Source organism: Streptomyces sp. NPDC047853, from assembly GCF_043204535.1.
GTDB lineage: Bacteria > Actinomycetota > Actinomycetes > Streptomycetales > Streptomycetaceae > Streptomyces.
In genome coordinates this window covers 51,221-77,062 of sequence record NZ_JBIDCI010000022.1, presented here as the reverse complement: position 1 = coordinate 77,062, position 25,842 = coordinate 51,221, and the positions used below count along the sequence as shown (strand labels likewise).

At 67.6% G+C, this 25,842-nt stretch carries 17 protein-coding genes and 1 pseudogene; 12 read left to right on the top strand and 6 right to left on the bottom strand.

Annotation, left to right across the window (positions count from 1 at the left end; all coding sequences use genetic code 11):
- Positions 1-175 precede the first annotated feature (175 nt).
- A complete protein-coding gene (locus ACGF5T_RS30810; protein ID WP_366768261.1) occupies positions 176-3,451 on the top strand; it encodes an RHS repeat-associated core domain-containing protein in 3,276 nt (1,091 codons plus the stop codon).
- Between the two features lie 464 nt (positions 3,452-3,915).
- Here the strand turns inward: ACGF5T_RS30810 and ACGF5T_RS30805 are convergent.
- A pseudogene (locus tag ACGF5T_RS30805) lies at positions 3,916-5,600 on the bottom strand (ISAzo13 family transposase).
- Between the two features lie 125 nt (positions 5,601-5,725).
- Here ACGF5T_RS30805 and ACGF5T_RS30800 point away from each other — a divergent pair.
- From ACGF5T_RS30800 to ACGF5T_RS30790, 3 genes are all read left to right on the top strand, one after another.
- Entirely contained in the window at positions 5,726-6,640 is a 915-nt protein-coding gene (locus ACGF5T_RS30800; protein WP_366768321.1) for a transposase family protein, read from the top strand.
- A gap of 586 nt (positions 6,641-7,226) precedes the next feature.
- The gene (locus ACGF5T_RS30795) at positions 7,227-7,667 is read left to right on the top strand and encodes an ALF repeat-containing protein (protein ID WP_366768262.1); all 441 of its coding nucleotides are present in this window, start codon (positions 7,227-7,229) and stop codon (positions 7,665-7,667) included.
- Between the two features lie 227 nt (positions 7,668-7,894).
- Complete coding sequence (locus ACGF5T_RS30790; protein ID WP_366768263.1) at positions 7,895-8,671, top strand: hypothetical protein; 777 nt, start codon at positions 7,895-7,897, stop codon at positions 8,669-8,671.
- 156 nt (positions 8,672-8,827) lie between these two features.
- On the opposite strand, the gene ACGF5T_RS30785 is transcribed toward ACGF5T_RS30790, so the two are convergent.
- The 5 genes from ACGF5T_RS30785 to ACGF5T_RS30765 all read right to left on the bottom strand — a co-directional run bounded on the left by ACGF5T_RS30785 (position 8,828) and on the right by ACGF5T_RS30765 (position 14,472).
- Positions 8,828-9,690, bottom strand: a protein-coding gene (locus tag ACGF5T_RS30785) for an IS5 family transposase (RefSeq protein ID WP_366768322.1) whose coding sequence is annotated in 2 segments (ribosomal slippage) — positions 8,828-9,333 and positions 9,333-9,690 — 864 coding nt in all. Because the reading frame shifts where the segments join, the coding sequence is not laid out codon by codon here.
- A gap of 472 nt (positions 9,691-10,162) precedes the next feature.
- Positions 10,163-10,702, bottom strand: a complete 540-nt coding sequence (locus ACGF5T_RS30780; protein WP_366768264.1) for a DoxX family membrane protein — start codon at positions 10,700-10,702, stop codon at positions 10,163-10,165.
- Positions 10,703-10,830: 128 nt separating this feature from the next.
- Entirely contained in the window at positions 10,831-11,487 is a 657-nt protein-coding gene (locus ACGF5T_RS30775; protein WP_366768265.1) for a lytic polysaccharide monooxygenase auxiliary activity family 9 protein, read from the bottom strand.
- A gap of 84 nt (positions 11,488-11,571) precedes the next feature.
- On the bottom strand, positions 11,572-12,018 hold the full coding sequence (locus tag ACGF5T_RS30770; RefSeq protein WP_366768323.1) for a DoxX family protein: 447 nt from the start codon (positions 12,016-12,018) through the stop codon (positions 11,572-11,574).
- A 117-nt stretch (positions 12,019-12,135) separates the two neighbouring features.
- Positions 12,136-14,472 (bottom strand): family 49 glycosyl hydrolase, encoded by a 2,337-nt coding sequence (locus ACGF5T_RS30765; RefSeq protein WP_366768266.1) that lies wholly within the window; start codon positions 14,470-14,472, stop codon positions 12,136-12,138.
- An 854-nt stretch (positions 14,473-15,326) separates the two neighbouring features.
- Here ACGF5T_RS30765 and ACGF5T_RS30760 point away from each other — a divergent pair.
- The 8 genes from ACGF5T_RS30760 to ACGF5T_RS30725 all read left to right on the top strand — a co-directional run bounded on the left by ACGF5T_RS30760 (position 15,327) and on the right by ACGF5T_RS30725 (position 25,808).
- Positions 15,327-16,511: an ROK family protein gene (locus ACGF5T_RS30760; protein WP_366768267.1), complete on the top strand. Its 1,185-nt coding sequence runs from the start codon at positions 15,327-15,329 to the stop codon at positions 16,509-16,511.
- A gap of 83 nt (positions 16,512-16,594) precedes the next feature.
- Positions 16,595-18,334: an alpha-glucosidase gene (locus tag ACGF5T_RS30755; RefSeq protein ID WP_366768268.1), complete on the top strand. Its 1,740-nt coding sequence runs from the start codon at positions 16,595-16,597 to the stop codon at positions 18,332-18,334.
- 43 nt (positions 18,335-18,377) lie between these two features.
- Positions 18,378-19,694: an extracellular solute-binding protein gene (locus ACGF5T_RS30750; RefSeq protein ID WP_366768269.1), complete on the top strand. Its 1,317-nt coding sequence runs from the start codon at positions 18,378-18,380 to the stop codon at positions 19,692-19,694.
- Between the two features lie 110 nt (positions 19,695-19,804).
- Positions 19,805-20,698 (top strand): sugar ABC transporter permease, encoded by an 894-nt coding sequence (locus tag ACGF5T_RS30745; protein ID WP_358744887.1) that lies wholly within the window; start codon positions 19,805-19,807, stop codon positions 20,696-20,698.
- Between the two features lie 2 nt (positions 20,699-20,700).
- On the top strand, positions 20,701-21,624 hold the full coding sequence (locus ACGF5T_RS30740; protein ID WP_366768270.1) for a carbohydrate ABC transporter permease: 924 nt from the start codon (positions 20,701-20,703) through the stop codon (positions 21,622-21,624).
- A 689-nt stretch (positions 21,625-22,313) separates the two neighbouring features.
- Positions 22,314-23,666 carry an MFS transporter gene (locus ACGF5T_RS30735; RefSeq protein ID WP_366768324.1) on the top strand — a complete coding sequence of 451 codons (1,353 nt, stop codon included), beginning with the start codon at positions 22,314-22,316 and terminating at the stop codon, positions 23,664-23,666.
- Between the two features lie 94 nt (positions 23,667-23,760).
- Positions 23,761-24,603: an IS5 family transposase gene (locus ACGF5T_RS30730; protein ID WP_366768271.1), complete on the top strand. Its 843-nt coding sequence runs from the start codon at positions 23,761-23,763 to the stop codon at positions 24,601-24,603.
- Between the two features lie 302 nt (positions 24,604-24,905).
- Entirely contained in the window at positions 24,906-25,808 is a 903-nt protein-coding gene (locus ACGF5T_RS30725) for a Ku protein (protein WP_366768272.1), read from the top strand.
- The last annotated feature ends 34 nt before the right edge of the window (positions 25,809-25,842 follow it).

Here is a 25,842-nt window from a genome sequence, read left to right as displayed (position 1 = left end):
GTGCTTCTCGTGACAGCTTGTGTGGCGCCGGTGATCGTCGTGGTCGCTGGTTCTGACTGCCCGTCTGACTTCCTGTGGGGGGAAGCTGATGATCTCGCGTGCCGACCGCACGCCGTTTCGGCGTGCCCGGAGAACACACAGAACCGCTCTCGTCTCGGCGATCACCACGGCTGCCGTGGTGATCGCCGCGGCTCCCGGCCTGGCGGCGACACCAAAGCCCGAGCTGCCGCAGCCGGAGGGCCCGTGGACGAAACCGACCAAGGTCGAGGCTCCCGCGACGCCGGCCGGCTCGATCAAGGCGCCGGCTTCGGAGGCCGAAGCCAAGCCGTCGGCCGACGTCGCGGCCTGGCGTGCAGCACAAAAGGCCCGCGCCACGAGTGAGGAGCCGCCCAGGGACTCGGCGTCCCGCTCGGCGCCCGCCGCTGCCGCTTCCGACTATCTGCCCGAGGGGCAGGGAGAGGTGCCCTGGCACCAGATCCTCGACACCCGTCTCAACGATGCCCTGGTGGCGCGGGTGAACGTCTCCAACGGCAACTTGATGCTCGCCGCGACCGACTTCGATATCGCCGGCGTCGGCCAGAAACTCCAGCTCACCCGCACCTACAACTCCCTCGAAGCCCCGTGGGGGAAGGTGTCGCAGCGCTGGTGGCAGGGATACGAGCGCTACCTGCAGATCAACGACGGCGAGGTCGACGTCTTCGACGCCACCGGCGCCCTGCTGCGCTTCACCGCCAGGACCGACGGCGGCTACACCACCCCGGCCGGCTACTCGAAGGACCTGAAGAAGAACGCGGACGGCACCTACACCCTCACCGACCGCAAGTCCGGCACCAAAGACACCTACAACGAGCACGGCACCCTGACGAAGGTCACGGACAAGAACAAGGGCACGATCACCGTCGACCAGCACGACGAAGGCGCCGAGCACAAGGGCTTCAAGCTCACCGAGACCCGCTCCGGCCGCTGGATCGATCTGGTCAAGACCTACCCGAACCAGTGGCAGGCCAAGGATCACACCGGCCGCACCGCCGTCCTCGACCTCGACGGATCCGGCAACCTCGCCAAGGTCACCGACACCGCCGGCAAAGCCACCGCCTACGAGTACGACTCCTCCCGCCGGGTGACGAAGGTGACCACGCCCGAGGGCACCGTCACCCTCTTCACCTACGACAGCCACAACCGCGTCACCTCAATGCAGCGCGCCACAGAGCCGTCGTCGAGCGGCCACACCGGCCCGACCTGGCGCTACGACTACAGCGCGGCCACCCCCTCCGACGCCGGCACGACGATCGTGACGGACCCGGACGGCGACGAGACGGTCTACACGCACAACGCCGACGGTGAGGTCACCAAGGTCACCGACCCGCTCGGCCACTCCCGCCACTCCACGTACAAGAACCACCTCACCCAGACCGCGATCGACGCGATGGGCACCGGCACGGACGGCACCGGCGGCAACACCACCACCTACGGCTGGGACGGTCGCAACAACGCCGTCTCCCAGAAGCTCCCGATGGGCGCGACGGCGTCCGTGACGGCGTACCAGACGGTCGCCGGCACCGACCTGCCCAACGACTTCACCACCGCGGACGGCCGTAAGGACTCCTTCAAGTACGACGCCAACGGCAACACGATGTCGGTGACGACGTCGGGCACCGCGGGCGGCACCCGCGAGTACACCTACAACGAGGCCACTCCGAAGTGCGGCGGGTTCGAGGGCCAGCGCTGCACCGCCGAGGACGGCAACGGCAAGGTCACCTCCTTCACCTACGACGACCACGGCAACCTGTGGAAGGTGAAGCCGCCGGCGCCGCTGGGAGAGACCACGTACACGTACGACGCGCTCGGCCGGGTGGAGACCGTCACCGACGGCCGTGGCATCAAGACCGTCTACGACTACGACAACCGCGACCGCGTGCGCGAGGTCTCCTCGACCAACTCCACCGTGACCTACACCTACGACGGTGACGGCAACGTCAAGTCCCGCACCGACGCCTCCGGCACCACCACCTGGGAGTACGACAGGCTCAACCGCGAGAAGCGCCGCACCCTGCAAAACGGCGCCCAGGCCGTCCTGGCCTACACCCCCGGCGGTGACGTCGACTTCTACACCGACCCGACCGGGAAGACGGACTACACCTGGGACAAGGCCGGCCGCCTCGACCACCTGACGGCTCCGGACGGCAAGAAGACCGACTTCGACTACAACAACAACGACAAGCGCACCAAGACCGTCTACCCCGGCGGCACCACCCAGACCGTCACCATCGACAAGAACGGCCGCCCGGAAAAGATCAAGACCACCTCCGGCACCCAGACCTTCATCGACCTCACCTACAGCTACACGAGCGCGGGCAAGGACACGACCAAGATCCGCACCCGCACCGACAACCTCACCCAGTACAAGACCACCTACACCTACGACTCCCAGGACCGCCTCACCTACGCCCTGGAAGCCGACTCCGCCGGTGCGCGGAAGGCGTCGTGGCTGTACTGCTTCGACAAGGCCGGAAACCTCACCAGCCGGGACGGCAGCAAGAACACCTGCCCCGGCGGTACCACGTACACCTACAACGACGCCTCACAGCTGACCGGCAAGAACGGGACCACGACCGGCTGGTCCTACGACAAGCTCGGCAACGAAACCGCCGCGGCCGACACCACCCCGCGTACCGGCGAGACCTGGACCGACCACAGCCAGCTGGCCGGCATCACCACCGGCGGCAAGACCTACGACCTGGTCCACGCCGGCACCAGCAACGCGGAGCGCACCAAGCTCGGCGACACGTGGTTCCACCACACCGCCCTCGGCCTCGCCTCCACGACCACCAACGGCGTTGACACCGGATTCATCCGCGAACCGGCGGGCACGCTGAACTCCATGACGACTGGGGGGAAGTCCTACTACTACCTCACCGACGCCACCGGCAACGTCCTCGGCCTCGCCGACAACACCGGCAAGCGCACCCACACCTACGCCTACGGCCCCACCGGCCTGCCCCGCACCACGCCGACCGAGGCCGTCCCCCAGCCCTACCGCTACGCGGGCGCTTACGCCGACCCGACCGGCCTGTACAAGATGGGCCACCGCTACTACGACCCCACCCTCGGCCGCTTCACCCAACCCGACCCGTCAGGTCAGGAAACCAACGCCTACCTCTATGCCGCCGGTGACCCCATCAACAACACCGACCCCAACGGCCTCTTGGGCTGCCCTGGGTGGCTCGAGGACGCCTGCACCGTCACGAAGGAGTCCGCGATCGGCCTGTCGATGCTGGCTAAGAGCTTCCAGGAGGACAAGCCTGGTTGCCGAAATGCGATCTACACGGGTGCAGCAGGGCTGAGCGGCATGATGGCCACGCCATACTCAGGTGGTGCAGCGGTGTTCGCGGCGGGCGGAGGATGGTTCACATACCAGGCTGGCCTAGAAGGGGCAAAGGACTCGTGTTAGTCGCCAGGCTTCTATGCGCAGGATCTGCCGCATTGTTTGTGGCTACGTCGATACTCGCAGCGAGCGACTCGATGGCAGCTACATCAGCGGCCGTTTCTACAGGCATTGGGGCCGCTGTGCTTGCAGTTGTGGCCCTCTTGCCCACGCGCATATTGAGCACATTGAGGGCCCGCTCAACCCGAGCACGTATCGTTAGCGTCCTGGTCCTTGTGATCGCCACCGCAGCGACCGCAAATCTGGCCTTTTCGCAGGATCGCGATTGGATGGTTTGCCTCTCTGTCTCGATTGGCGTAATGACCTGCGCTGTCATTGTGCTCAATCAACGCAGCGGTAAAGCCCCTTTCATTCGCCGCACGTAGACCGTTGGTCCTGTGTGTTCTGCTTACTAGGCAAGTAGAACACACAGGACAGTGGCGCGGATGACGGCCCGGGAGAGGAGATACCGTTTAAGGGCTCGCAGAGAATCAACATGTTGGTTTGATCTTTGTGGGGCTGCTGTTGGCGAGGAACGCGGTGACGTCAGCAGGTGCCCGGAACCTGGCCGTCGAGGGTGGAATCGTGTAGCCGTGCTCGGCCAGCAGGGGCTGGACTTGGCGAACGGCCTTGGTGAGGGTGCTGCCGTTGACCCCGAAAAGCTGGGCGAGCAGGTCTCGGGTGCCGAGTTTGCGCAGGTAGAGCACGGTGGCCAGGACTCTGTCGGCGGCGGTCAGCTTGTCCTTGGCACCAGCGCCTCGAGCGCGGATGCGTTCGCCTCCTCGTTGCCGGAGCCGTCCCTGCTCACGTAACGCGTCCAGCTTCTGGGCTAGTTGATCGACGAGTTCGTTCACCGCCGGTTCGGGCATGCCGGTCAGCTCCGGATTGCGCAAGGACTCAGTGCAGAGCTGCGGGGACGGGCCGCCAACTGACCGCGAGTCCTTGGCTCCGCTGGTGATGACGCAAGCTTGAGGGTGGAGGGTGCAGTTCCAGTCTCCGTGGAAGCGGTGCCGGTGTATAGGCAGAGCGTCGATATCACCGTCGGTGACCCTGATGCCGGTGTCGTAGGTGCCAGGGTCCAGCTCCGCGTGGACGGTCAGCCCGGTCCGGGTGGTGGTCGCCGCGATGCTGTTCACGATGACATCGTGGCTGGTCAGCGGGCGTCCGCGCCAGTTCATGGAGATGTGGGAGAACAGCCGGTGCTCGATCTTGTTCCATTTCGAGGTGCCCGGCGGCATGTGGCAGACCGTGATGGCAGGCCCGTCTCGGCGGCCAGGGCGACGAGTCTCGTCTTCCAGGCGCGGGTGCGGTAACCGTTGGACCCGCCCGCGTCCGCAGTGATCAGCAGGCGGGTGGCGGCCGGATAGTCGTGCCGGCCCCGGGCCTGCCACCAGCGGCGGATGGAAGCGACAGCGAACGCGGCGGTGTCGTGATCCGTGCCGACATTCACCCAGCCGGTGTTGGCGGCGATGTCATAGATGCCGTAGGGGATCGCCTTGCCCGGTCCCTGCCGGTCCAGGAAGTCGTGCGTCTTGGCCAGGACCGGCTCACCGGCCGGCCGCCACTGTCGGCCCGCGTGCTTGTAATCACCGACGAGTTCCTTCTTCTTCGCATCCACGCTGATCACCGGCTGGCCGGCACCCATGTGCTGCCTGGCCCGCTCGTTGATGTAGCGGAACTGGTCGTCACGGTCCGGGTGCTGCTTGCCTTCGGTGGTCTTGGCGCCGGCCTGCAGGCTGAAGCCCTCCTCACGCAGCAGGTCAGCGACCGTGTCCGCCCCCACCCGATGCCCCTGCCGGGTGAGCTCGGTTGCCAGGCTCCTGGTCGACTTCACCGTCCAGCGCAGCGGCGACATCGGATCGCCCCGTTCGTCAGGTTCCACCAGCGCCAGCAAGGCGGGCCGCAGTCCCGGATCAAGGTCCACGGCCTTCTTCCGGCTACCCCCGGGCCTGCGTACCCGGCCCAGAGGTTCCTCGCCGGCCTCCAGCTCGTTCACGCCCTTGCGGACCGTCGTCTCGCTGACCTGAGCCGCCCGCGCAACCGCCCGGATACCACCGTGCCCCAGGATCCGGGCCTCGGCCCCCGTCATCAACCGGCGCTGCCGTTCGTCGAGATGTGGGAACAACACCTCGAACCGCACTGAGAGTTGGCCGCGAACCTCGTCGGAGACGCTCATACCACAACAGCGAGCCGTATCACGGGAAGCAACACCTTGATTCTCTGCGAGCCCTAACGAGCTGGTGCGTGATTGCGGTTGAAGAGGGATCGCGCGAGGGTGGGATGATCCAGTCCGTGGTGATCATGGTCGACCGGGACATCCTCGCGCATCAGCTGTTCACCGGTGTCTCCCGGCAGCATCTGGCTTGCTTGGTCGAGGAGTTGGCCGACCCGTGGCAGGCCATGGTCGAGGGTCGTCGTCACGATGCTCGCGGCGGGGCCAGGAAACGTGAGGCGGGGGCCGGTGCCCGGCATCGGCTGGTGTTCGTCGACCGGCTGGTCGTCACGCTGATCCACCTGCGGCACGATCTCCCGCACTCGGTCCTGGCCCTGTTGTCCGGTGTCGACCGTTCCACCGTCACCCGCGCGATCGGAGAGATACGCGGGCTCCTGGCCGAACGCGGATGCGCGGTCCCGGACCGTCCCGGCCTGCGGCTTCGGACCCTGGCGGACGTGTTCGCCTACGCCCCGGCCGAGGGCATCGAGCTGCGGCTGGATGCCACCGAGATCCAGGTCCGCCGGCCCGCGGCCGGCCGCGGCGGACGCCGGGCGTTCGTCTCGGGCAAGAAGAAGCAGAACACGATGAAGGCCACGGTCGTCGCCGACCATCAGGGCCGCACTCTCTGGACCGACGCCCTGCGGCCAGGGCGGATGCATGATGCGACCGCCACACGCAACGAAGGTATCGGAACCTGTTTCCAGCACTTCCCGGACGTGGAAGTGCTTCTGGACGACGGCTACCTCGGTCTCCGACGTGACCACCCCGGCCAGGCGATCACACCGCCCAGAAAACCGAACAAGATCGCTTTGCCGCACGTACACGCGGCCAGAGAAGAGGCCCGGCACCGACACTCATCGAAGCGCATCACCGTCGAGCACGCGCTCGCCGACCACAAACGCTGGAAGCAGCTGACCCGCTGGACGCACCGGCGAGAGGCCCTGCCCGACACCTACCGGGCCATCGCCGGCCTCGTCTCCGACCGCACCGCCAACACGTGACCATGACCCTGATCAGGCAAACACGCCTCAACCGCAATCACGCACCAGCCCGTTACTGATCGTTTCAAAATAAAGTTTGGAGTCGTCTCAAGCAGATGATGCTGCAAGCGAGTTGGAGCAGGTTGAGGTGGATGTCCGCGCGTATGGATGACGCTCGCTGGCGCCGTGCCCGCGCTGATCACCGCGACGACCTGATACCGGGCAATAAGCCGCGAGGCCACCACCTCCCACTCACCCGCATGACCGGCCAAGCTGTGCAGCGGCACGACCGGTTCCCCCGGCCCGCCCCGGTCCCGGCAGACAAGCCGAACCCCGTCGCGCACCACCACACGCTCGGACCACACCACGACTGCCCCCAAGAATCGTCTCGCCCCGATCACGCCCCGACAGCCGCCACGAGCCGAGCTCAAGGCCGCCCTTCTCGGAGGCGCGTCGCCATGAAACACCGGCCACGTCCGCGGCGACGGTGCCTTGCGACCGCAGCGGGGCGACTGCCACTGTCAGACCCAGCTGGCAGCATCACCGAAGTGAACGCCCTGAGGCGTCCTCAACTCACCTCCGTCGCGAACGAAGAGGAGCATTCCCCTTGCGACTGCATCGCGTAGTGCCCGGCATCGCCGCGGGCATCCTTGCCCCGGCCCTCCTGCTCGCCACCCCGTCCTTCGCCGCCACGGCGGCACCGACCGCGGTGACGGTGCCCGCGGTGTCCTCGTCCGCCGACGAGCCGGACGCCGACGACCTGAGGGCGGCCATAGTCCGGATCCTCGCCGACCCGGACAGCGGCCGGCGTGTGACACGAGAAGCCAACGCCCTCCTGGACGCCAACGACCCCGAGGCGATGCGCGCCTGGCTGGAGACCGGCTACCGCATCGCCCAGGCCGAGGACGACCGCGTCGCCATCACGCGTCTGCTCGCCGATTCGTCCATCAGCCCGGCCCTGCGCGCGGCAGCCAACGCCGCCCTGGACGACAACACACCCGAAGCACTGCGCCACTTCCTGGAAGTCGGCAGGTACCAGGTCGCCTGACTGGCACGGCGCCGCACCACAGCGCGTCGCCGGGGTGGCACCCCCCGCCGCACGCCCGGTCGCCGGAACGCCGAGAATCCGGGCGGGGCCGCCTGCACCTCTGTGTGCCGGCGGCCCCGTCCGGCAGGCCCTGTGTCGGCTCGGCGCCCTCCGCAGAGCTCTGTGGCCTCGCAGCCTGGTGCGGCATGGGCCACTGACACCTCCGACAGCAGAAAGCACATTCTTCGATGACCACACAACCCCTACGCACTGAGCGCAGCGGTCCGCAGACCGCTTCCGTCGTGACCGACCTGCCGTTCAAGCCTCAGCTCGTCAAAGCGGTGTTCAGGGACGTGACCTCGTTGCACGTCTCCCGGTCGGCCGCGTGGGCCGCCGCGTCGGTGACGCGGACCGTGCTGACGGAGATCATCGAGGGCGCGAGTAGCGCGGCGGCAGAGGAGGTCAGGAAGAGGCTGATTCCCAAGGACCTCATCTCGGCGATCGACCGGAACGTCGAGGTGGAGGTGGGATCGGCGTGGTACCTGCACAGCCCGACCTTCCACGGCCTGATGGGCGAGGTGCGCAACGCCGATGGTGCGCTCGTGTCTCTTCGTGAGCGCCGCGGGGCGCGTACACCGAGTGGTGTGGCTGGCGCCCACCGGTTCGAGGCCGGGGTGAGAAGGCTGCTGGGGAGCCGGGGGGTGAGGGCGGTCCCGGCGATGGTCCGCGACCTGGACGGAATTGCGAGCGTGTTCCTGACGGCCCTGGCCCGGGACGCAGCCAAGGTCGTCCGCGAGGGCGGGGTCAAGCGTTTCGGGACGGTCAGTCTGGTGGTGCCAGGCGAACCAGCCCCGGGCCCGCTGCTCAAGGACCCTCTCCTCGCCCTGTCCACCCGTCGCGGGGACGGGCGGACTGTTGGCGGGGACGACGTCCTGGCCGCCGTCACGATGCAGCTGTTGGGCGATCTCAGACAACGCGCCATCGCAGAGGCAGTCGAGATGACACGGAACACGTCGGCCAACTGATCGGGCCCGCCCCTGCGCTCTGCCCACTGCGCACGGTTCCCGGAATCTGCCGCCCGCACTCGGCTCCGGTCGGCTCGCGAAGACGGGCTCGTCGCTTGGGCGCGGACCGCCGGCCGCAGGCACCCCACGGGGAAAACCTCCTATTAGGGTCCGTCTTCAAACGGATCTTGCCCAGAGCAGGATTGATGCGAGGGTGACCGCCGCTTCGTAGGAGGTGGCGGTCTTTTCGTATCTGGTGGCGATCCCGCGGAAGCCCTTGAGCCGGTTGAAGCAGCGCTCGATCAGGTTGCGCCGCCGGTAGGTCTCCCGGTCGAACCCTGGTGGTCGGCCGCCGTGGCCACCGCGCCTCAGCCGGTGCCGTCGCTGGTCGGTCTTCTCGGGGATGGTGTGCGCAATGCCGCGTTTTCGCAGGTAGGCACGGAAACCGCGGGAGCTGTAAGCCTTGTCTGCGATGACCTGGTCGGGCCTGCACCGCGGCCGGCCCGGGCCGGTGCGGGGAACGCGGATCCGTTCCAGCAGAGGGCGTGCGCAGACGCTGTCGTGGCGTTGGCCGGGCGTCACCAGGATCGCGAGTGGTTGGCCCTTGCCGTCACAGGCGAGGTGGATTTTGGTGGTCAGTCCGCCTCGGGATCGGCCGAGGGCGTGATCGTCCGGTTCGTCCTGCCGGTGCCGCCCCTTTTTCGGCCCGTGGCGGCGGCGTGCTGGTGGGTGCGGACGATGGTGGAGTCGATCTGGACCAGCCAGTCGATGTCGCCGGCCGCGTCGACGTGGGCCTGGATCTGCTGCAGGGCTTGGGTGAACACCCCGTCGAGGGCGTAGCGGCGGAAGCGGGTGTACACGGTCTTCCACGGCCCGTAGCGCTCCGGCAGGTCACGCCAGGAGACCCCGGTCTGGATCTTGTAGACCATCCCGTTGATGACCTGCCGGTCCTCCACGCGGGGACGCCCCGTCGCAGCCCGCGGTATGAGTGGAGCAAGCAACTCCCACTCCTGGTCTGTGAGTTCATGACGACGTACCACGACACCATGATCCACCACCCGGATGATCTTTGAAGACGGACCCTAGCCCGCCGGGTGGGACGCCCCGCGCGAGACCCACCCGCACCTGTGCGACGACTGCAAGCACCAAGCCGTCACCGCCGAACGCCAAGCCGAGCACGCCGGGCCCGAGCACCAGGAGCACGACCAGGCCGTACCGGGCCAGAAGTCCAGCGGCACATGGCTCTCCCGCTTCCGCGCATGACGGGCGCTGAGGGAACGCGTGGCTGGCGTGGCTTCGGAACGAGTCAGCTCGTGCTTGCAGCTACGACGAGTGCGTCCTGCGCGGAGGGCTCGTAGGCTGGTGTAGCGTCTGGCCGCTCGGGGCACAGGGCATGGTCGTTGACCAGCGTTTCTTCCGCTGTTTCAAGTCGATGGCACAGCCGCTCAGTCTCACGAACGTGGCATTTCTGCGCGGTGTCGGCTGACTTCTTGTCCCGCAAGACCGGGCTGGTTATCTGGTGGGCTGCGTAGCGGGGGTTCGTGAGCGCCAACCAGAGACCTCGTCGGCTGCGACGGTCAGGCAGGCGGCTACCAGGACCAGGTTCTTCAGGACGTACTGGCCTTCGAGGGTGGGCACACCGTGGTGCCACATCTGACCGTGCAGCAGCGCGAGGGAGGTGAAGACCCCGGCCATGTGCCCGAAGAACGCCATCAAGGCGGGCCGGAGGAACAGGCCGGTGACCAGAGCGAGTCCGATCAAGGTCTCCGCGGTGCCGAGCAGAGGCATGGACAGGGTCGTGGGCAGCAGGCCACCGGTGAGCTTCGTCATGGCGGCGGCCGCGATCTCCTCGGCCGGGCTCGCGGCAGGGAAGAACTTGAGCGCCCCGAACCAGCAGTAAAGGACACCGACGCTGATGCGCAGAACCGCGGTGCTGCGCATCCGGTAGTACTCGGCCGCGCGCTGTGTGGCTGTCCTTCGGGTGGATGGGGTGCGCACGGCGGGAAGGAGCCGGTCACGCAGCAGGCGGCGGGGGTGGCTGGTCAGGAGCATGGGTCCTCCGGGAGGCGACCGGTCCGGCCTCGGCAGCCGACCGGTAGAGGGAGGGGGGAAGGCCCCGCGAGGTGTGCACCTCGCGAGGCCGATGTGCCGTGACGTCGTTCAGCTGGGTCGCGCTGGTGTCAGCTGAAGTTGACGTCGCTGCACAGGAAGTACTTCTGGTCCATGTGGGACGCCTTCCACACGGTCACCACGACGTGCCGTCCGCTGTAGCCGGAGGTGCTGACGTCGGTGACGTAGTGCGCCTGGTAGGGGTAGCGGCCGGTCTTCTTCACCAGTTCGAGGTCGTCCCACCCGATCAGCTCGTACTCGGGGTTGAAGCCCTGCTTGGTGACGTAGACCTCGAGCCAGTCCGCGCCGTGGCGGGCCTCGTCGTAGAGGTCGACGGTGAAGTTGGCGCCGGTGTCGGTCATCTTCCACGGGCCGGGGCGGTCGAGCGGCCGATAGTTCGTCTCGCCCTGGCCGCCGGCGCTGCAGATCTGGCCGTCGGGGATGACCTGCTTGTAGTTGTCGCCGGTGTTGTTGGCGTAGACGGCCTTCCACGCGCCGATGGCGTTGGCGTTCTCGTGGTAGGTGCGGTAGCACATGGGGTCCTGGGACTCGTTGGGCTCGCTGTAGCCCCAGCGCTGCAGGCAGCCGTAGTTGCGGGTCTCGGGGGCGATGACCGTGCCGTGTGCGGCGGCCGTCGGTGCCCCGGCGAGCACGCCGATCAGGCTGGTGGCCAGGACGGCGGCGCCCAGTGCGGTGCGGCCGGCCGCGGTTGCGGGTACGCGGTTCATGATGCTCTTCCTCCGTGTGCGTCGGGGAATCACAGACCGATATGGCCCGTGATTTACGTGCTCATGACAGGCTGTTGTGCGAGGTCAGCTGCTGCGCGTGTCGCTCACCTCCTTTCGCGTGTGCTGCTTGCGGTGGGTGGAAAGGGCGAGCAGCTCGGTCGTGGCCCATCGGCCGGGGCCGAGGACGGCGATGAGCAGGAAGGCCCAGCAGAACAGGGCCGCCTGCTCGCCGCCGTTCTCCAGCGGGAACAGTCCGTCGCTCTGGTGGTGGACGAAGTAGGCGTAGGCCATGGAGCCCGAGCACAGAAGGGCGGCCGGCCGGGTGCCCAGGCCGAGCAGGACGAGGGCGCCGCCGACCAGCTGGATCACCGCCGCCCACCATCCGGGCCACTGGCCGGTGCTGGGGGGCTGCCCGTGCGGTCCGCCGAGCACGTCGAAGAGCGTTGCCGCCCCGTGGCAGGCGAACAGCAGTCCGAGCACGATCCGGAACAGGCCCAGCACCGGTCCCTGGTACCTGGTGGGTGTCTCCACGGTGATGCCCTTTCTCAGCGGCGAGCGGGGGAGGGCCGCTTCCTCCAGCGAGGAGCGGGGTGTGGGGCTGGTGGCCGCCGGCGGCGGTTGGTCGCTGGCGGCGGCCACCGGGGTGGATCAGGAGGTGAGGGTCCACTTCTGGCTGGCCCAGATGCCGCAGTCCCACAGGTGCAGGCGGGCGCCGTCGGCGGTGCTCTGGCCTTCGATGTCGAGGCACCGTCCGGACTTGGCGTTCTTCAGGGCGCCGTTGGAATGGAAGGACCACTTCTGGCTGTCCCAGCTGCCGCAGTCCCACAGGTGCGCCTTGGTGCCGTTGGCGGTGGCGCCGCCTTCGACGTCGAGGCACTTGCCGCCGGACTTCAACTGCTGCCCGTCGAGCGCCCAGCTCATCGAGGCCGCGTTGGCGCAGGACCATTGCTGGACGGCGGTGCCGTTGGCGGTGGAGCCGCCGGCGCGGTCCATGCACTTGGACGTCGCACCGTTGACGATCTTGCCGCCGGTGACTGGGTCGGGGCCGGGGTTGCTGCCGCCGGGTCCCCAGGCGTTCCAGTTGTCCCAGTTCTCGGCGTCGAAGCCGATCCGGCCGAGCTGGTCGGCGGACCAGTTGGTGCCGGACTTGCTGATGACGGTGCCGCCGACGGTGTAGTTCTCCAGCTTCAGGCCGCGGCTGTCACGCGTCTCGTTGCCGAGGGTCACCTTCTGTCCGGCGCTGTTGGAGTACCGCTTGAGGAGGCTGACCTGGGAGGACGGGTCGAGCTGGTTCCATGCGCCGATCTTGAGGTTCTTGACGTGGATGTTCTCGGTGCTGGACAGGGCAAAGACGCGGATCGCGCAGTTCGTCATGCCTTCGACGGTGATGTTCTCGAAGGTCATGTTTCTCACCCACGCGCCAGGGTCGGCCTTGGTGGTCGAGCCCATGTCCTCCCAGTGCGATGAGGAGTTGAGGATGCAGGTGTTGTACTTGACGTCCTTCCAGTACATCCGGTTGTGGATGACGTGGGTGTTGTTCACCCGGACGTTGTCGATGTTGCGCGGAGTCCAGCCCCACTGGATGACGGGGCCGTTCTCGTTCTTCCAGATGACGGTGTTATCGATGCTGACGTCGCTGTGGTACATCTTCAGCACGTCGTCGTTGGCGTTGAAGAACGTGTTCTTCATGGTGCTGCCGCGGTAGAGCTCGATGCCGTCGGTCTGCCAGTACCAGGAGCCGACCTGCTTGTAGTTGTCGACCCGCATACTGAACGTCTGCTCGTCGCCGTAGACGACGAAGGAGTGGTAGGGCGGCTCGTTGATGGTCACACCCTGCAGGTCCAGGTGCTGCTGGCGGCCCTGTGCGGAGGCGAACTGCAGCATCTTCACGCAGCTGGAGTGGCAGTTGGACGCGCCGGAGAGGTGGTCGTAGTTGTTGTTGGTGTCCGCCTCGTAGACGTACTGCTCACCGGAGAGCACGCCCTGGCCGGTCACCTTGTACAGGCCCTGGCTGTCGTCGGGGAACCGGATGGCGCCCTTCACATATGCGCCGGGAGCCAGGTAGACCCACTTGACCTGCTTGGGCAGCAGCGCGTGGTACTTGGAGGTCATGTAGTAGGTGCCGGGCCGGAAGTACACGATCTCCTCGCTGATGGTGTTCAGGTTGGTGACCTGGCCCTGAGGCGGGTAGTAGGTGCTGCCGGAGGCCGCCGTCGGGACCAGCCGCTCGGTCTCCGCGCCCGTCGGTGCCGGCTCCGCGAAGATCATCATGGAGTTGCGGGGCTCGGTGTGGATGGCCCGGTTGCCGCCGCCGCCCTGGTCGGTGAGCTTGCCGGCGTCGTTCGCGGGGCCGGACATGTCGTTGTAGGCCGTGTACAGCTGCGGGTCGAACTCGACGGAGAACCGGTAGCCGGCCGAGCTGTAGGGCACCTTGACGCGCACGGTGTTGCTGTCGACCAGCTCCTTGGCGAAGCCCAGGCTGCTCGGCTTGATCTTGACCTGATCGGCCGAGGAGATCGTCTGGCCGGTGCGCAGGGAGACGTCGACCCACGCGTCGGTCGTGTACTGGAAGGACGACCAGCTCATGGTGAGGTTCGCGGACGAGGAGAACTCGGCTCCGTCCTCCTTGGTGTAGCCGATCTTTCCCTTGCCGCTGCGCGGGATGCTCATGTAGGCGAACGAGTCGTACTTCGTCGTCGGGGCCGCCGCGGTGGCGACCTTCACGTCGTAGAACGACGACCGCCGCACCTTGTCGTTCGCCACCGGGCTGGTGGTGTTGAACTCGTAGTTGTCGTGCCACCACGTCTTCAGGGCGGTGCTGTCCGCGGGTGTCGGCTCAGCCGCCGGAGCGGCCAGGGCGTCAGGAGCCGGGCGGCTTGGGGGCGTTCCGGCCGCAGCCGTGCTGACGGGCACGATGACCGAAGCCAGTGCCAGCGCCAGTCCGACGGCGATCGCCGCCAGTCGTCTCAGTGCTGCTGCAGGCATGCTGATGTCCTTCTCCTTGGCAACAGGGGGACCGCCGGCGGCTCTGCACCGCGGTCTGCTCGGGCGGCCCGACCAACGCGCAGGCCGGCGAGACCGCACGCATCAGGGGGAAGCGCGGCCGAGGCGGCCACCGGCGGGTTACTACAGATGTGCCGGGGACGGAAACTAGGTGCCCCCAGCCGGTCCGGGCTACGTACAGGCAGATGGCCGGATGCCCGGCGGATCGGCTGGCCACGGCCTTGTCGCGGGTCGGTGACCGGGCCAGTGCAAGAGTCCTCCCTTCGGCAGGCAAGAACGGGTGGCGCGTGCGCCCGGGTTCATCCGGGGAGGCCGGAACACTCCGGTTCTCCGCCCCACCCGGGCCGGTGGGCGCAGCACGCACTCCGCTGAGAGCACCAACGGCGCAGACAACGGGTCCCTGGATGCCGCGCAAGCGCCGGATGCTGAGCCCAGCGCTGTGCGGTCGCCGGATAACGTCCCGTCATTTCTTCCCCGTGTCAACGAAATGAACAAGATTCGTTGTCGCTCGCCCGTCTCGTTGGCCGAACCGAGGCCCCAGACCGGGACTTCTGGTACAGGAAGCGGGCGCACGAGGCGCGATTACGGTTGCGTAACGCGCTGTTTTCTTTCTTGACGCACGAAAACTGGGGGGACAGACTCCCGTCATGTCCAGCTGGCCCGGGGTACCGGACCAGGCGCCCGGGGTAAGGCGGGAGGAGAGCACGGCGATCGCCCCGGCCCTGATTGCGCCACGGTTTCGCTGTCACCGACGACGGCGTGTTCCGCATCGGGTTCGATGAAAGCGGACCGGACCGACCAGCCCTTGACCGACTACTCCTTTGGAGGCGCGCGTGATGAGCCCGTCCAAGATCCGTTTCTCGGAGCTTGTCGGTGAGCAGACCCGGGCGGAGATTTTCGCGACCGTCCTCACCGCGGGTCCCATCTCGCGCACCCAGCTGGCCCAGCGCCTGGGTCTCGTCCCCTCCAGCGTGACCCGGATGCTTCCCCCGCTCCTGGAGCACGGCTACCTGCACGAATCAGACGCCGCTCCTCAGGGGAGGGGCCGGCCGCAGAAGATGCTCCACGTCAATCCGGACAAGCACATCGTCGTCGGCATCAAGATCGGTCCCGCACAGGTCTCCGGAGTGGTCACCGACATGGCGGCCAACGTCCTGGCCCGCGCCGAGGAACCGATCGCCGACTGCACACCCCAGACCGCCCTGTCCGCCGCTGCAGCCCTGACCAGCAGGCTCCTCTCCGAGGCGCCCGAAGCGGCGGACAGGGTACTGGGGCTCGGAGTCGGCGTCAGCGGCCACGTCGACTCGGGCGCCGGCATCTGCCGCTACTCGGCCCTGCTCGACTGGGACAAGGTCGACGTGGCCAGCCCGCTGAGAGAAGCGACCGGTCTGCCGGTCGTCGTGAACAACGACGTCAACACCCTGGTCGTCGCAGAACGCTGGTTCGGGCAGGGCCGCGACGTCGACTCCTTCGCCGTCGTCACCGTCGGCCCCGGCATCGGCTGCGGCCTGCTGCTCGATGGAACCCTGTTCTCCGGCGCCACCGGCCTGGCCGGAGAGCTCGGCCATCTGCCCCTCGACCCCGCGGGCCCGATGTGCAGCTGTGGCCGCCGCGGCTGCCTGGAAGCTCTCGCCGGGGACCGGGCGGTCCTGCGCCACCTGCAAGACGCGGGCATCCCCTGCACCACGATTTCCGAAGCCACCGATCTCGCACGCTCGCCCGCAGGCGGGTCCGCCCAGACCGTCGCCCGCTCCGCGTTCGCCGAAGCAGGAGCCGCCCTGGGACGGGGACTGGCCGGCATGTGCAATCTCCTGAACCTGCAAAAGATCATCATCGCCGGAGAAGGAGCGGTCGCTCACGACCTCTTCGGCCCGGCAGCGTCACAGGCACTGGAAGCGCACGCGTTCTCCACCGCCGCCCGCGACTGCGACGTCCACGTCGACCCTGTCCGCCACGACCTGTGGGCCAGAGGTGCGGCCTGCCTCGTCATCCGTGACGCGGTGGGCGCGGCCATCTCCTGACCCACGCCGCCGGCCACCACCACGGCCTGCCCAGCCCCTCCCTCTTCACTTTGAGTAGTCGATCACACACGATGAGGTTTGACGTGTCGGAAAACGTAGTCAGCCCTGCCGACTCCTGGTGGAGCAACGCGGTGGTCTACCAGATCTATCCGCGCTCCTTCGCCGACTCCAACGCGGACGGCATAGGCGACCTCCAGGGCATCATCGAGCGCCTGGACTACCTGTCCGAGCTCGGCGTGGACGTGCTGTGGCTTTCCCCGGTCTACCCCTCGCCGCACGACGACAACGGCTACGACATCAGCGAATACCAGGACATCGACCCGCTGTTCGGCACGCTCGCCGACTTCGACCGGCTGCTGGCCTCGGTGCATGAGCGCGGCATGAAGCTGGTGATGGACCTGGTCGTCAACCACACCAGCGACGAGCACGCCTGGTTCACCGCCTCCCGCGACGGCGGACCAGACGGAGCTCGGCGCGACTGGTACATCTGGCGCCCGCCGCGTGAGGGCATGGAGCCCGGAGCGCCGGGAGCGGAACCGAACAACTGGGAGTCATGGTTCTCCGGTCCCGCATGGACGTACGACATCGCCAGCGGCGAGTACTACCTGCACACCTTCTCCCGCAAGCAGCCCGACTTGAACTGGGACAACCCCGAAGTCCGCCAAGCCGTGTACGCGATGATGCGCTGGTGGCTGGAGCGGGGGGTGGACGGCTTCCGCATGGACGTCATCAACCTGATCTCCAAGGACCCGGCCCTGCCCGACGGCATCGTCCCCGAAGGCGCCCGCTACGGTCTCGGCCACCCCTACTACGTGTGCGGCCCCCGCATCCACGACTACATCGCCGAGATGCACCGCGAGGTCTTCGACCGCCACCCCCGCCGGCTGCTCACCGTCGGCGAGATGCCCGGCGTCACGGTGGAGGAGGCCAAGCTCTTCACCGACCCCGCCCGCCGCGAACTCGACATGGTCTTCCAGTTCGAGCACGTCGGGCTCGACCAGGGACCCGGCGGCAAGTTCGACGTCCGGCCCCTGAAACTGACCGACCTCAAGGCCAGCCTCGGCCGCTGGCAGACCGGCCTGGGCGACACCGGCTGGAACAGCCTGTACTGGAACAACCACGACCAGCCCCGAGTGGTCTCCCGCTTCGGCGACGACACCCCCGCCTACCGGGACCGTTCCGCCAAGCTGCTGGCCACCGTCCTGCACCTGCACCGAGGCACACCCTTCGTCTACCAGGGCGAGGAACTGGGCATGGCCAACGCCCCGTTCACCTCCATCGACGACCTGCGGGACATCGAGTCCGTCAACCACTACCGCGAGCAGACCGCGCACGGAACCGATGCCGACGCCGTCATGCAGGGGCTGCGGCACCGCAGCCGGGACAACGCCCGCACCCCCATGCAGTGGGACGCCACCGAACACGCCGGCTTCACCGCCGGCACGCCGTGGATCGCCGTCAATCCCGATCACACGGACATCAACGCCAAGGCCCAGCTCGCCGACCCGGAATCGGTCTTCCACTACTACCGGCGCCTGATCGGCCTGCGGCACACCGAGCCCGCCCTCACCCACGGCGACTTCCACATGCTCCACCCCGACCACGAACAGCTCTACGCCTTCACCCGCCACGACGCGGACCGGAACACCGAGCTGCTCGTCCTGGCCAACTTCAGCGGCACCAACCTCACCGTCGACCTGCCCGACGGCTGGGAGCACAGCGAAACCCTGATCGCCAACGTTCCCGCCACCGGATCCCTCACGACGCCGCACACCCTGCAGCCGTGGGAAGCCCGCGTCCACCGCCGCCGCACCACCAGCTGACATCGCCCGCCCTTGTCGCAACGACGCACACCAAGGAACAGCCATGAACATCCCGCGCACCCCCTCCGTCCTTCGCAGAAGGCCGCTCCTCCTCGCGGCCTGTGCCCTGGCCCTGCTGGCACCGCTGACCGCCTGCGGCGGCTCCGACAGTGCCGAGGGCGACGGCAAGACCCTCCGCCTGTGGCACTACGAACAGGAGGACGGCGCCCTGAGCAAGGCATGGGACGCGGCCATCGCCGAATTCAAGAAGACCCACCCCGACGTCAAGGTCGTCTTCGAGCGCAAGACGTTCGAACAGATCCAGCAGAACGCCGGCATGATCCTCAACTCCGACAAGGCGCCCGACGTCATGGAGTACAACAAGGGCAACGCCACCACCGGACAGCTCGCCAAGCAGGGCCTGCTCACCGACCTCACCCCCCTCGTGAAGGAACACGGCTGGGACGGGAAGATCAGCGACAGCGCCTCCGTCACCGCCCGCTACAACGACAAGGGCGAGATGGGCGGCGACACGTGGTACGGCATACCCAACTACGGTGAGTTCGTCCTCACCTACTACAACGACGACCTGTTCAAGAAGTACAACGTCGACAAGCCCACCGACTTCGCGAGCTTCGAAGCGGCGCTGGCGAAGTTCAAGGCCGCGGGCATCACGCCGCTCGCCAACGCCGGCAACGACCACCCCGCCGGCCACTGGCTCTACCTGCTCGCCCTGTCCAAGGCGAACAACACCTGGGTCGACAACTACCAGCGCTACCTGGGCAAGGTCGACTTCCACGGCCCCGAGATGACCTACGCCGTCGACAAGTACCAGGAGTGGCTCGACAAGGGCTACTTCGACAAGAAGGACGTCGGTCTCAAGGGCAGCGACATGGTCGAGCAGTTCGTCTCCAAGAAGCGGCCCATCATGGTCGGAGGCAACTGGTGGTTCGGCAGCCTGACCACCGACATCAAGAACTTCAAGTGGTCCACCGCCCCCTACCCGGGCAGCGAGAGGACGCTTGGTTCCGGCGGCAACAACTGGGTCATCCCCACCAAGGCCAAGAACAAGAAGCTCGCCGAGGACTTCATCGACATCACGATGTCCGACAAGATCCAGAAGCTGATCGGTGAGGAGGGCAACGTCCCGCTCGCCGCCAAGCCGGCCGACATCACCAACCCCAAGTCCCGCCAGCTCACCGAAGCCTTCGCGCAGACCCAGGAGAACGACGGCCTGGCCTTCTACCCCGACTGGCCGGTCGCCGGCTACTACGACACCTGGGTCGCCGCCACGCAGAACCTCATGAACGGCGGCAAGGCCGACTCCGTCCTCGACGAGCTGGCGGCCCCCTACGAGAAGTACGTCGCGACCCGGCCGTGACGTTCCCTCCCCGGCCGACGCATCGGCGCGCCGCCGGCCGGTAACCACGCGTTCCGGGGGCGGCTGCCCGGGCCCGCCGCGGCAGCCGCCCCGCCCAACCAGGAGCAACAGTGAAAACCAAACGTCACCCGCGGTCCACGGGATATGCCGTCTTCCTCACGCCGGGCCTGCTGCTGAGCCTGCTCTTCCTCGTCGTCCCGCTGGTGATGACCTTCTACTACAGCCTCACGGCGTGGCAGGGCATCGGCGACCCCACCTTCATCGGCCTGGACAACTACACACGCCTCTTCCAGGATGCCGACTTCTGGGCCTCCTTCCGCAACATCGCCTTCGTCATCATCGGCATCGCCGTCGTGCCCACCCTGCTCGGCCTGTTCCTGGCCGCGCTGCTGTTCGACTACATCGGAAAGAAGCACGGCGACGGCATCGTCGGCATCTTCCGCTCCGGCCTCTACCTGCCCCAGGTCATCCCCGTCGCCGTCACCGGCCTGATGTGGGGATGGATCCTCGCCCCCGAAGGAGCCGTCAACAGCATCCTCGACACCATCGGACTCGGCTCCCTCGCCGAGAACTGGCTCGGCGACCCCGACCTCGCCCTCTGGGTCGTCCTCGGCGTCCTCGTCTGGATGCAGCTCGGCTACCCGCTCGTCCTGTTCATGTCCGGCCTGCAGCGCATCGACCCCGAACTCTACGAGGCCGCCTCACTCGACGGCGCCTCCTGGTGGCAGCGCTTCACCCGCATTACCGTGCCCATCCTGCGGCCCGAGGTCTACGTCGTCCTCGTCACCACCACCATCGCCGGCCTGAAGGTCTTCGCCCAGATCTTCGTCCTCACCGGCGGCGGCCCCGGCAACTCCACCCTCGTCCCCGCCTACTTCGCCTACCAGAACTTCTTCGAACGCGCCGACGTCGGCTACGGATCCGCGATCTCCAGCACGATCACCCTGCTCGTGCTGATCATCGCCGGAACGATGCTCAGCCGCCAGGCCCGCGAGGACGGATGACCATGACCACCGACACCACCACCCCCGTCACGTCCCGCACCAAGAAGGCCCACACATCCGGCCCTGCCCCCGCCACGCGCCGGCGCAGGAACAAGGCACCCCGTAAGCGCAGTGCCGGCTCCTACGCCGTCCTCGCCGCGGTCACCGTCTTCGTCCTGGCCTTCCTCGCTCCTTTCGCGATCATCCTGCTCAACTCCTTCAAGACCAGCGCCGACTACCGGGCCAACGGGTCACTGTCCTGGCCCGAGCACTGGAACTGGGACATCATCGGCGACGTCTGGGAACGCGTCGACTTCACCCAGAAACTCGTCAACAGCATCCAGATCAGCCTCGGCGTCGTCCTCATCGCCGTCGTCCTCGCCCTCTTCAACGCCTACGCCATCGGCATCGGCCGCGTCCGCTGGCGCACCGCCTTCCTCGTCTTCTTCCTCGGCGTCAACGTCCTGCCACAGGAAGGACTGGTCTACCCCATCTACTACCTGTTCAAGGAGATGGGCCTCTACGACGGCAAACTCGGCTACACCATCCTCGTCGGCATCACCTACAGCGCCTTCGGCACCTACCTGCTCTCCTCCGTCTTCAGCAGCTTCCCCCGCGAACTCATCGAAGCCGCCTCCCTCGACGGCGCCGGCCGCTGGACCATCCTGTGGCGCATCATCCTGCCCATGAGCTGGCCGACCCTGTCGGTGATGTGCGTGTTCTTCTTCGTCTGGAGCTGGAACGAGTTCCTCTACCCCCTCGTGCTGCTCATCTCCAACGACAACCAGACCGTCCCCCTCGGCCTGTCCGTCATGCAAGGCCAGTACACCAGCGACCCCACCGCCCTGAGCGCCGCCGCCCTCCTCGGCGTCATCCCCATGGTCGTCTTCTTCCTCATCTTCCAGCGCACCCTCACCCGCGGCGTCACCGCCGGTGCCGTCAAATAGGCCCTTCGGGCCCCTGGCCACCCCGGATCCGGCTCAAGCCTGCCCCGCCGCCGGATCCGGGGCTCATCTGTGCCGGTCAGTCCATTGAACGGGTGGTCCGCATGCTTCGCGGCGAAGGCGGGCGCCTTCAGCGATCACGGCTTCCACGGCGGGTGAGCACTGCGGTGCAAGTGTCCTGAGGCGGCCGATCCCGCGTGCCGGGAGCTGGGACAGCAGCCGGATCAGCGCTGTCCGGGGCCTGCAAGCGGTTCCGCCCCCTCACGGCAAGCAGGCGGGCAGAGACAGATCACTTCCGCCGAGAGCGGCCCGGATAAGAGGTCGCGCGGATAGGTGCTCCGCGACGACGAGCTCCCCGCGCCCAAGAAGCTCTGGCGAACGGGCCTTCGAGTGAGGGCATGAGGCATCGGGCGAATGCCTGACCCGGGTGCCCCTCCCTGGTAGCGTTCATGGCATGTCTGCTGCTTCGTGCGCGGCCGCTTGCGCCGCAGTGACCAGGGCGTCCCGCTAGCGGCGGGACGTTCGACTCACACCCTTCCTGGACGTCCAACCGCTTCGTGATCAGACCGGAGCGGCACGTTCGTGCTGCTCAGAGCTTCCTCTGAGCGACGGAGCACCTGATGTTCTCGGGCATCCTTTCTTCACGCGGGCACAGCCCGTCCCCGGCACGCGCATGGCTGGTGCTGTGCGCGATGTCCATGCTGCAGTTCTTCATCGCGGTCGACGTGACCGTGGTCAACATCGCCCTGCCCTCGATCGGCGCCGACTTCGACGTCGACGGGCACACCCTGACCTGGGTCGTGGTCGGGTACACGGTCACCGGCGGCGGGCTGCTGATGCTCGGTGGCCGGCTGAGCGACCTGCTCGGGCGGCGGCGCGTACTGCTGCTCGGCACCGCCCTGTTCGGCACCGCGTCCCTGCTGGCAGGCCTGGCCCCCACGTTTGCCCTGCTGGTGGTCGCGCGCCTGCTGCAGGGCGCCGGTGAGGCCATCGCGCTGCCCGCCGCGATGGCCACCATCGTCCTGATGTTCCCCGAAGGCCCGCGTCGATCGCGGGCCCTGAGCGTGTGGGCGGCGGTGGCCAGCTGCGGTCTCGTGCTCGGATTCGTCCTGTCCGGAATCATCACCGCCCACCTGGGGTGGCGGTGGATCTTCCTGGTCTCGGTGCCGTTCATCCTGATCGTGCTGCTGGCAGCCGTCTTCCTGGTCGAGGGTGACCGGCCCGTGGCCCAGGACGCCCCGCCGCTGGACCTTCCCGGCGCGCTGCTGCTGACCGCCTGCCCGCTGCTGTTCACCTTCGGCGTGGTCGAGGCCGGTGAACCCGCAACGCCCGCATGGGTGGTCCCGGTGGCACTGGCCGGGGCGGTGGCCGCCGGGGCCGGGTTCGTGCGTGTCGAGGCACGCTCGCGCAACCCGCTGCTGCCGCTGCACTTCTTCGCCAACCGCACGCGTGTGGCGGCCAACCTGGCCACGATGCTGCTGAGCGGGGGGTTGTCGACCTCGTTCCTGCTGTTCACCTTCTATCTGCAGGACCGGTTGGGCATCGGCCCGCTGGGCGCGGGCCTGACGATGCTGCCTCTGGCGCTCTCGCTGATCGTGTTCTCCATGCTCGTGCCTCGTCTGCTGGGCCGCTGGGGAGCACGCGCGTGCGTGCTTGCCGGCATCGGGTTCACCGCGGCCGCGATGGCCGCGATCGCGCTCGTTTCGGTCCTGCAGGCAGGCGGGGCGGCGATGATCCCGGCCATGCTCCTGATCGCGGCCGGGATGGGGTTCGGCATCGTGGGGCTGCAGTACGTCGCAGTCAGCGGCGTCACCGAGGACGACGCTGGGGTCGCCTCGGGCGTCCAGCGCGCGGCTGACCAACTGGGCGGTGCGACCGGGGTAGCAGTCTGCGATGGGATCGGGTTCGCTCCGACCCTGCACTCCTTCGACCCGTTCCTGGTCGCCACCCTGCTGGCCGCCGGGGGGCTCGTGACCGGTGCGGTCGTGGCCTGGCGCATGCCCGCGCCTGTTTCCGCAGCGGACCTGCAGGAACAGGCCGGGTGACCTTCGCCCCGCCGGGGTGTGCCGCCGATTGCCAAGGCGGCGCACCCCGGCGGGACTTGCTGGTCAACGTCCTCTACGGCCGAGCGAAGGTCACGTGCCCGTCCTGCCCTCCTCCATCACCGCCCCGTTGTGGGACCAGTTCCAAGCCCTCCTGCCCAAGCGGGAGGCAGTCGCTCATCCGCTGGGCTGCCACCGTCCCCGCATCCCCGACCAGCTCGTGTTCGACAAGCTCCTGGCCCGCCTCGTACTCGGAGGCACCTACCAGCAGCACGCCGACCACACCTGCTCGGCAACCACGATGAGGGCCCGGCGGGATGAGTGGATCGCCGTCGGCGCCTTCGAGCGACTGCACCAGCTGGCCCTTGAGGCATACGACGAGGCCATCGGCCTCGACCTCGAGAACCTCGTGGTCGATGGTTGCATCGTGAAAGCCCCTGGCGGTGGCCAGAACACCGGGCGCAGCCCGGTGGACCGAGGCAAGAGCGGTCTCAAGCGCTCGGTACTGGTCGACGGTGGAGGCCTGCCGCTGGGGTGGGTCCTGGTCGGCGCGAACCGCAACGACTCGCCGCTGTTGCGCCCCACCCTGGAGACCCTGCGCCTGTTCGGGTTCCGTCTGCCACCGTCGATCACGGTGCACCTGGACGCCGGCTACGACTCACAGCCCACCCGGGCGCTACTGGAAGAGCTGGGCTGCGCTGGTCGGATCACCCCGAAGGGGCAGTTCGTGCCGATCAACCACACCCACCGGTGGGTAGTCGAGCGGACCAACTCCTGGCACAACCGGGGATTCAAGGCGTTATCGATCGTGACCGACCGGCGCGCGGTGGTGCAAGACGCATGGGTGGCGTTGGCCAGCGCGGTCATCGTGATCCGCAGGCTGCTACGCCGGGCCTGGACGGCCTACCGGTGGGATGCCCGCCCGGCCCGACGGCCCTGACCTACCCGCGCGACCTCTAAGACGAGAAGCTGTCCGTTCGTCTGACGTGCGCTGACCGTCACAGCGAGATTACTCATGGCACTACCCCCACCCCGAGGAACAGCCAACGAATCCAAGATGCAGGCCGGCTGACGTGGGGCGAGTGTTTATTTGGTGCCGTCACTCGAATGGGCGTCGATACTGAACAGTGGATCTCATGCTGACTGCACAAGCGCAGTCAGAGTGCAATTAGCCCTGAGACTGTGCAGCGAAGTTTGAGATCCCACAGCTGGCGTTGCTCGGGGCTGTCTTGGAGGTACGTCATGCCCCGCACCATCTGGTCCGGCGCCATCAGCTTCGGCCTGGTCACGGTGCCGATCCACGTGGTCAGTGCGACGGAGGACCACAGCATTCACTTCCACCGGGTGCACCTGGAAGACATGGCCCGGGTGCGGACCCGGAAGGTGTGTGAGCTGGAGGACCGGGAGGTCAGCTCGGACGAGATCGGCAAGGGCTACCAGCTCACCAAGGAACAGATTGTGCCGATCAGCGACGAAGAACTGCGGGATCTGCCGCTGCCGACGGCCAAGGCGATCGAGATCGTGGCGTTCATGCCGCAGGAGTCCATCGACCCGCTCCGCGTCGCCGAGGGCTACTACCTCGCCCCGGACGGCCAGGTGGCGGGCAAGCCGTACAAGCTGCTGCGGCAGGCCCTGGAGAGGTCGTCGCGGGTGGCCGTGGCCCGGTACGCGTGGTCGGGCCGGGAACGCCTCGGGCTGCTCCGGGTCCGAGGGGAGGCGATCGTGCTGCACGCGATGCGCTGGCCGGACGAGATCCGCGATCCGTCCGAGCTGCTGCCACCGCCGCTGGAATTGTCCGACGAGGAGATCGACGGCGCGCTCGCGCTGATGGACACCATGACCCGCGACGACCTGGACGCCCCCGAGTTCCGCGACACGTACACCGAGGCCGTTGCCGAGCTCATCGAGGCGAAGCGCGAGCATCGGGAACCGCCTTCGGCGCCGGAGCCGGCCGCCGACTCGGGGCAGCTCGTCGACCTCATGGCCGCCCTGAAGGAGTCCGTGTCGAAGGCCAAGGAGTCCCGCGGTGAGGACACCGGCGAACACGCGGACGTGCACGAGATGCCGACGAAGCGGGCTGCGAAGAAGCAGCCAGCCAAGAAGGCCGCGGCGAAGAAGACGGCACGGAAGCCGGGGAACGCGTGAGGTGAGGCAGGCGTAGAGCTACCGCTCACGCGCC

What these genes read in the sequence shown, in the direction of transcription:
- ACGF5T_RS30800 (WP_366768321.1), top strand. Translation starts at nt 5,726, where the DNA reads ATGGTCGACCGGGACATCCTCGCGCATCAGCTGTTCACCGGTGTCTCC.
- ACGF5T_RS30790 (WP_366768263.1), top strand. Translation starts at nt 7,895, where the DNA reads ATGACCACACAACCCCTACGCACTGAGCGCAGCGGTCCGCAGACCGCT.
- ACGF5T_RS30780 (WP_366768264.1), bottom strand. Translation starts at nt 10,702, where the DNA reads ATGCTCCTGACCAGCCACCCCCGCCGCCTGCTGCGTGACCGGCTCCTT.
- ACGF5T_RS30775 (WP_366768265.1), bottom strand. Translation starts at nt 11,487, where the DNA reads ATGAACCGCGTACCCGCAACCGCGGCCGGCCGCACCGCACTGGGCGCC.
- ACGF5T_RS30765 (WP_366768266.1), bottom strand. Translation starts at nt 14,472, where the DNA reads ATGCCTGCAGCAGCACTGAGACGACTGGCGGCGATCGCCGTCGGACTG.
- ACGF5T_RS30760 (WP_366768267.1), top strand. Translation starts at nt 15,327, where the DNA reads ATGAGCCCGTCCAAGATCCGTTTCTCGGAGCTTGTCGGTGAGCAGACC.
- ACGF5T_RS30750 (WP_366768269.1), top strand. Translation starts at nt 18,378, where the DNA reads ATGAACATCCCGCGCACCCCCTCCGTCCTTCGCAGAAGGCCGCTCCTC.
- ACGF5T_RS30740 (WP_366768270.1), top strand. Translation starts at nt 20,701, where the DNA reads ATGACCACCGACACCACCACCCCCGTCACGTCCCGCACCAAGAAGGCC.
- ACGF5T_RS30735 (WP_366768324.1), top strand. Translation starts at nt 22,314, where the DNA reads ATGTCCATGCTGCAGTTCTTCATCGCGGTCGACGTGACCGTGGTCAAC.
- ACGF5T_RS30725 (WP_366768272.1), top strand. Translation starts at nt 24,906, where the DNA reads ATGCCCCGCACCATCTGGTCCGGCGCCATCAGCTTCGGCCTGGTCACG.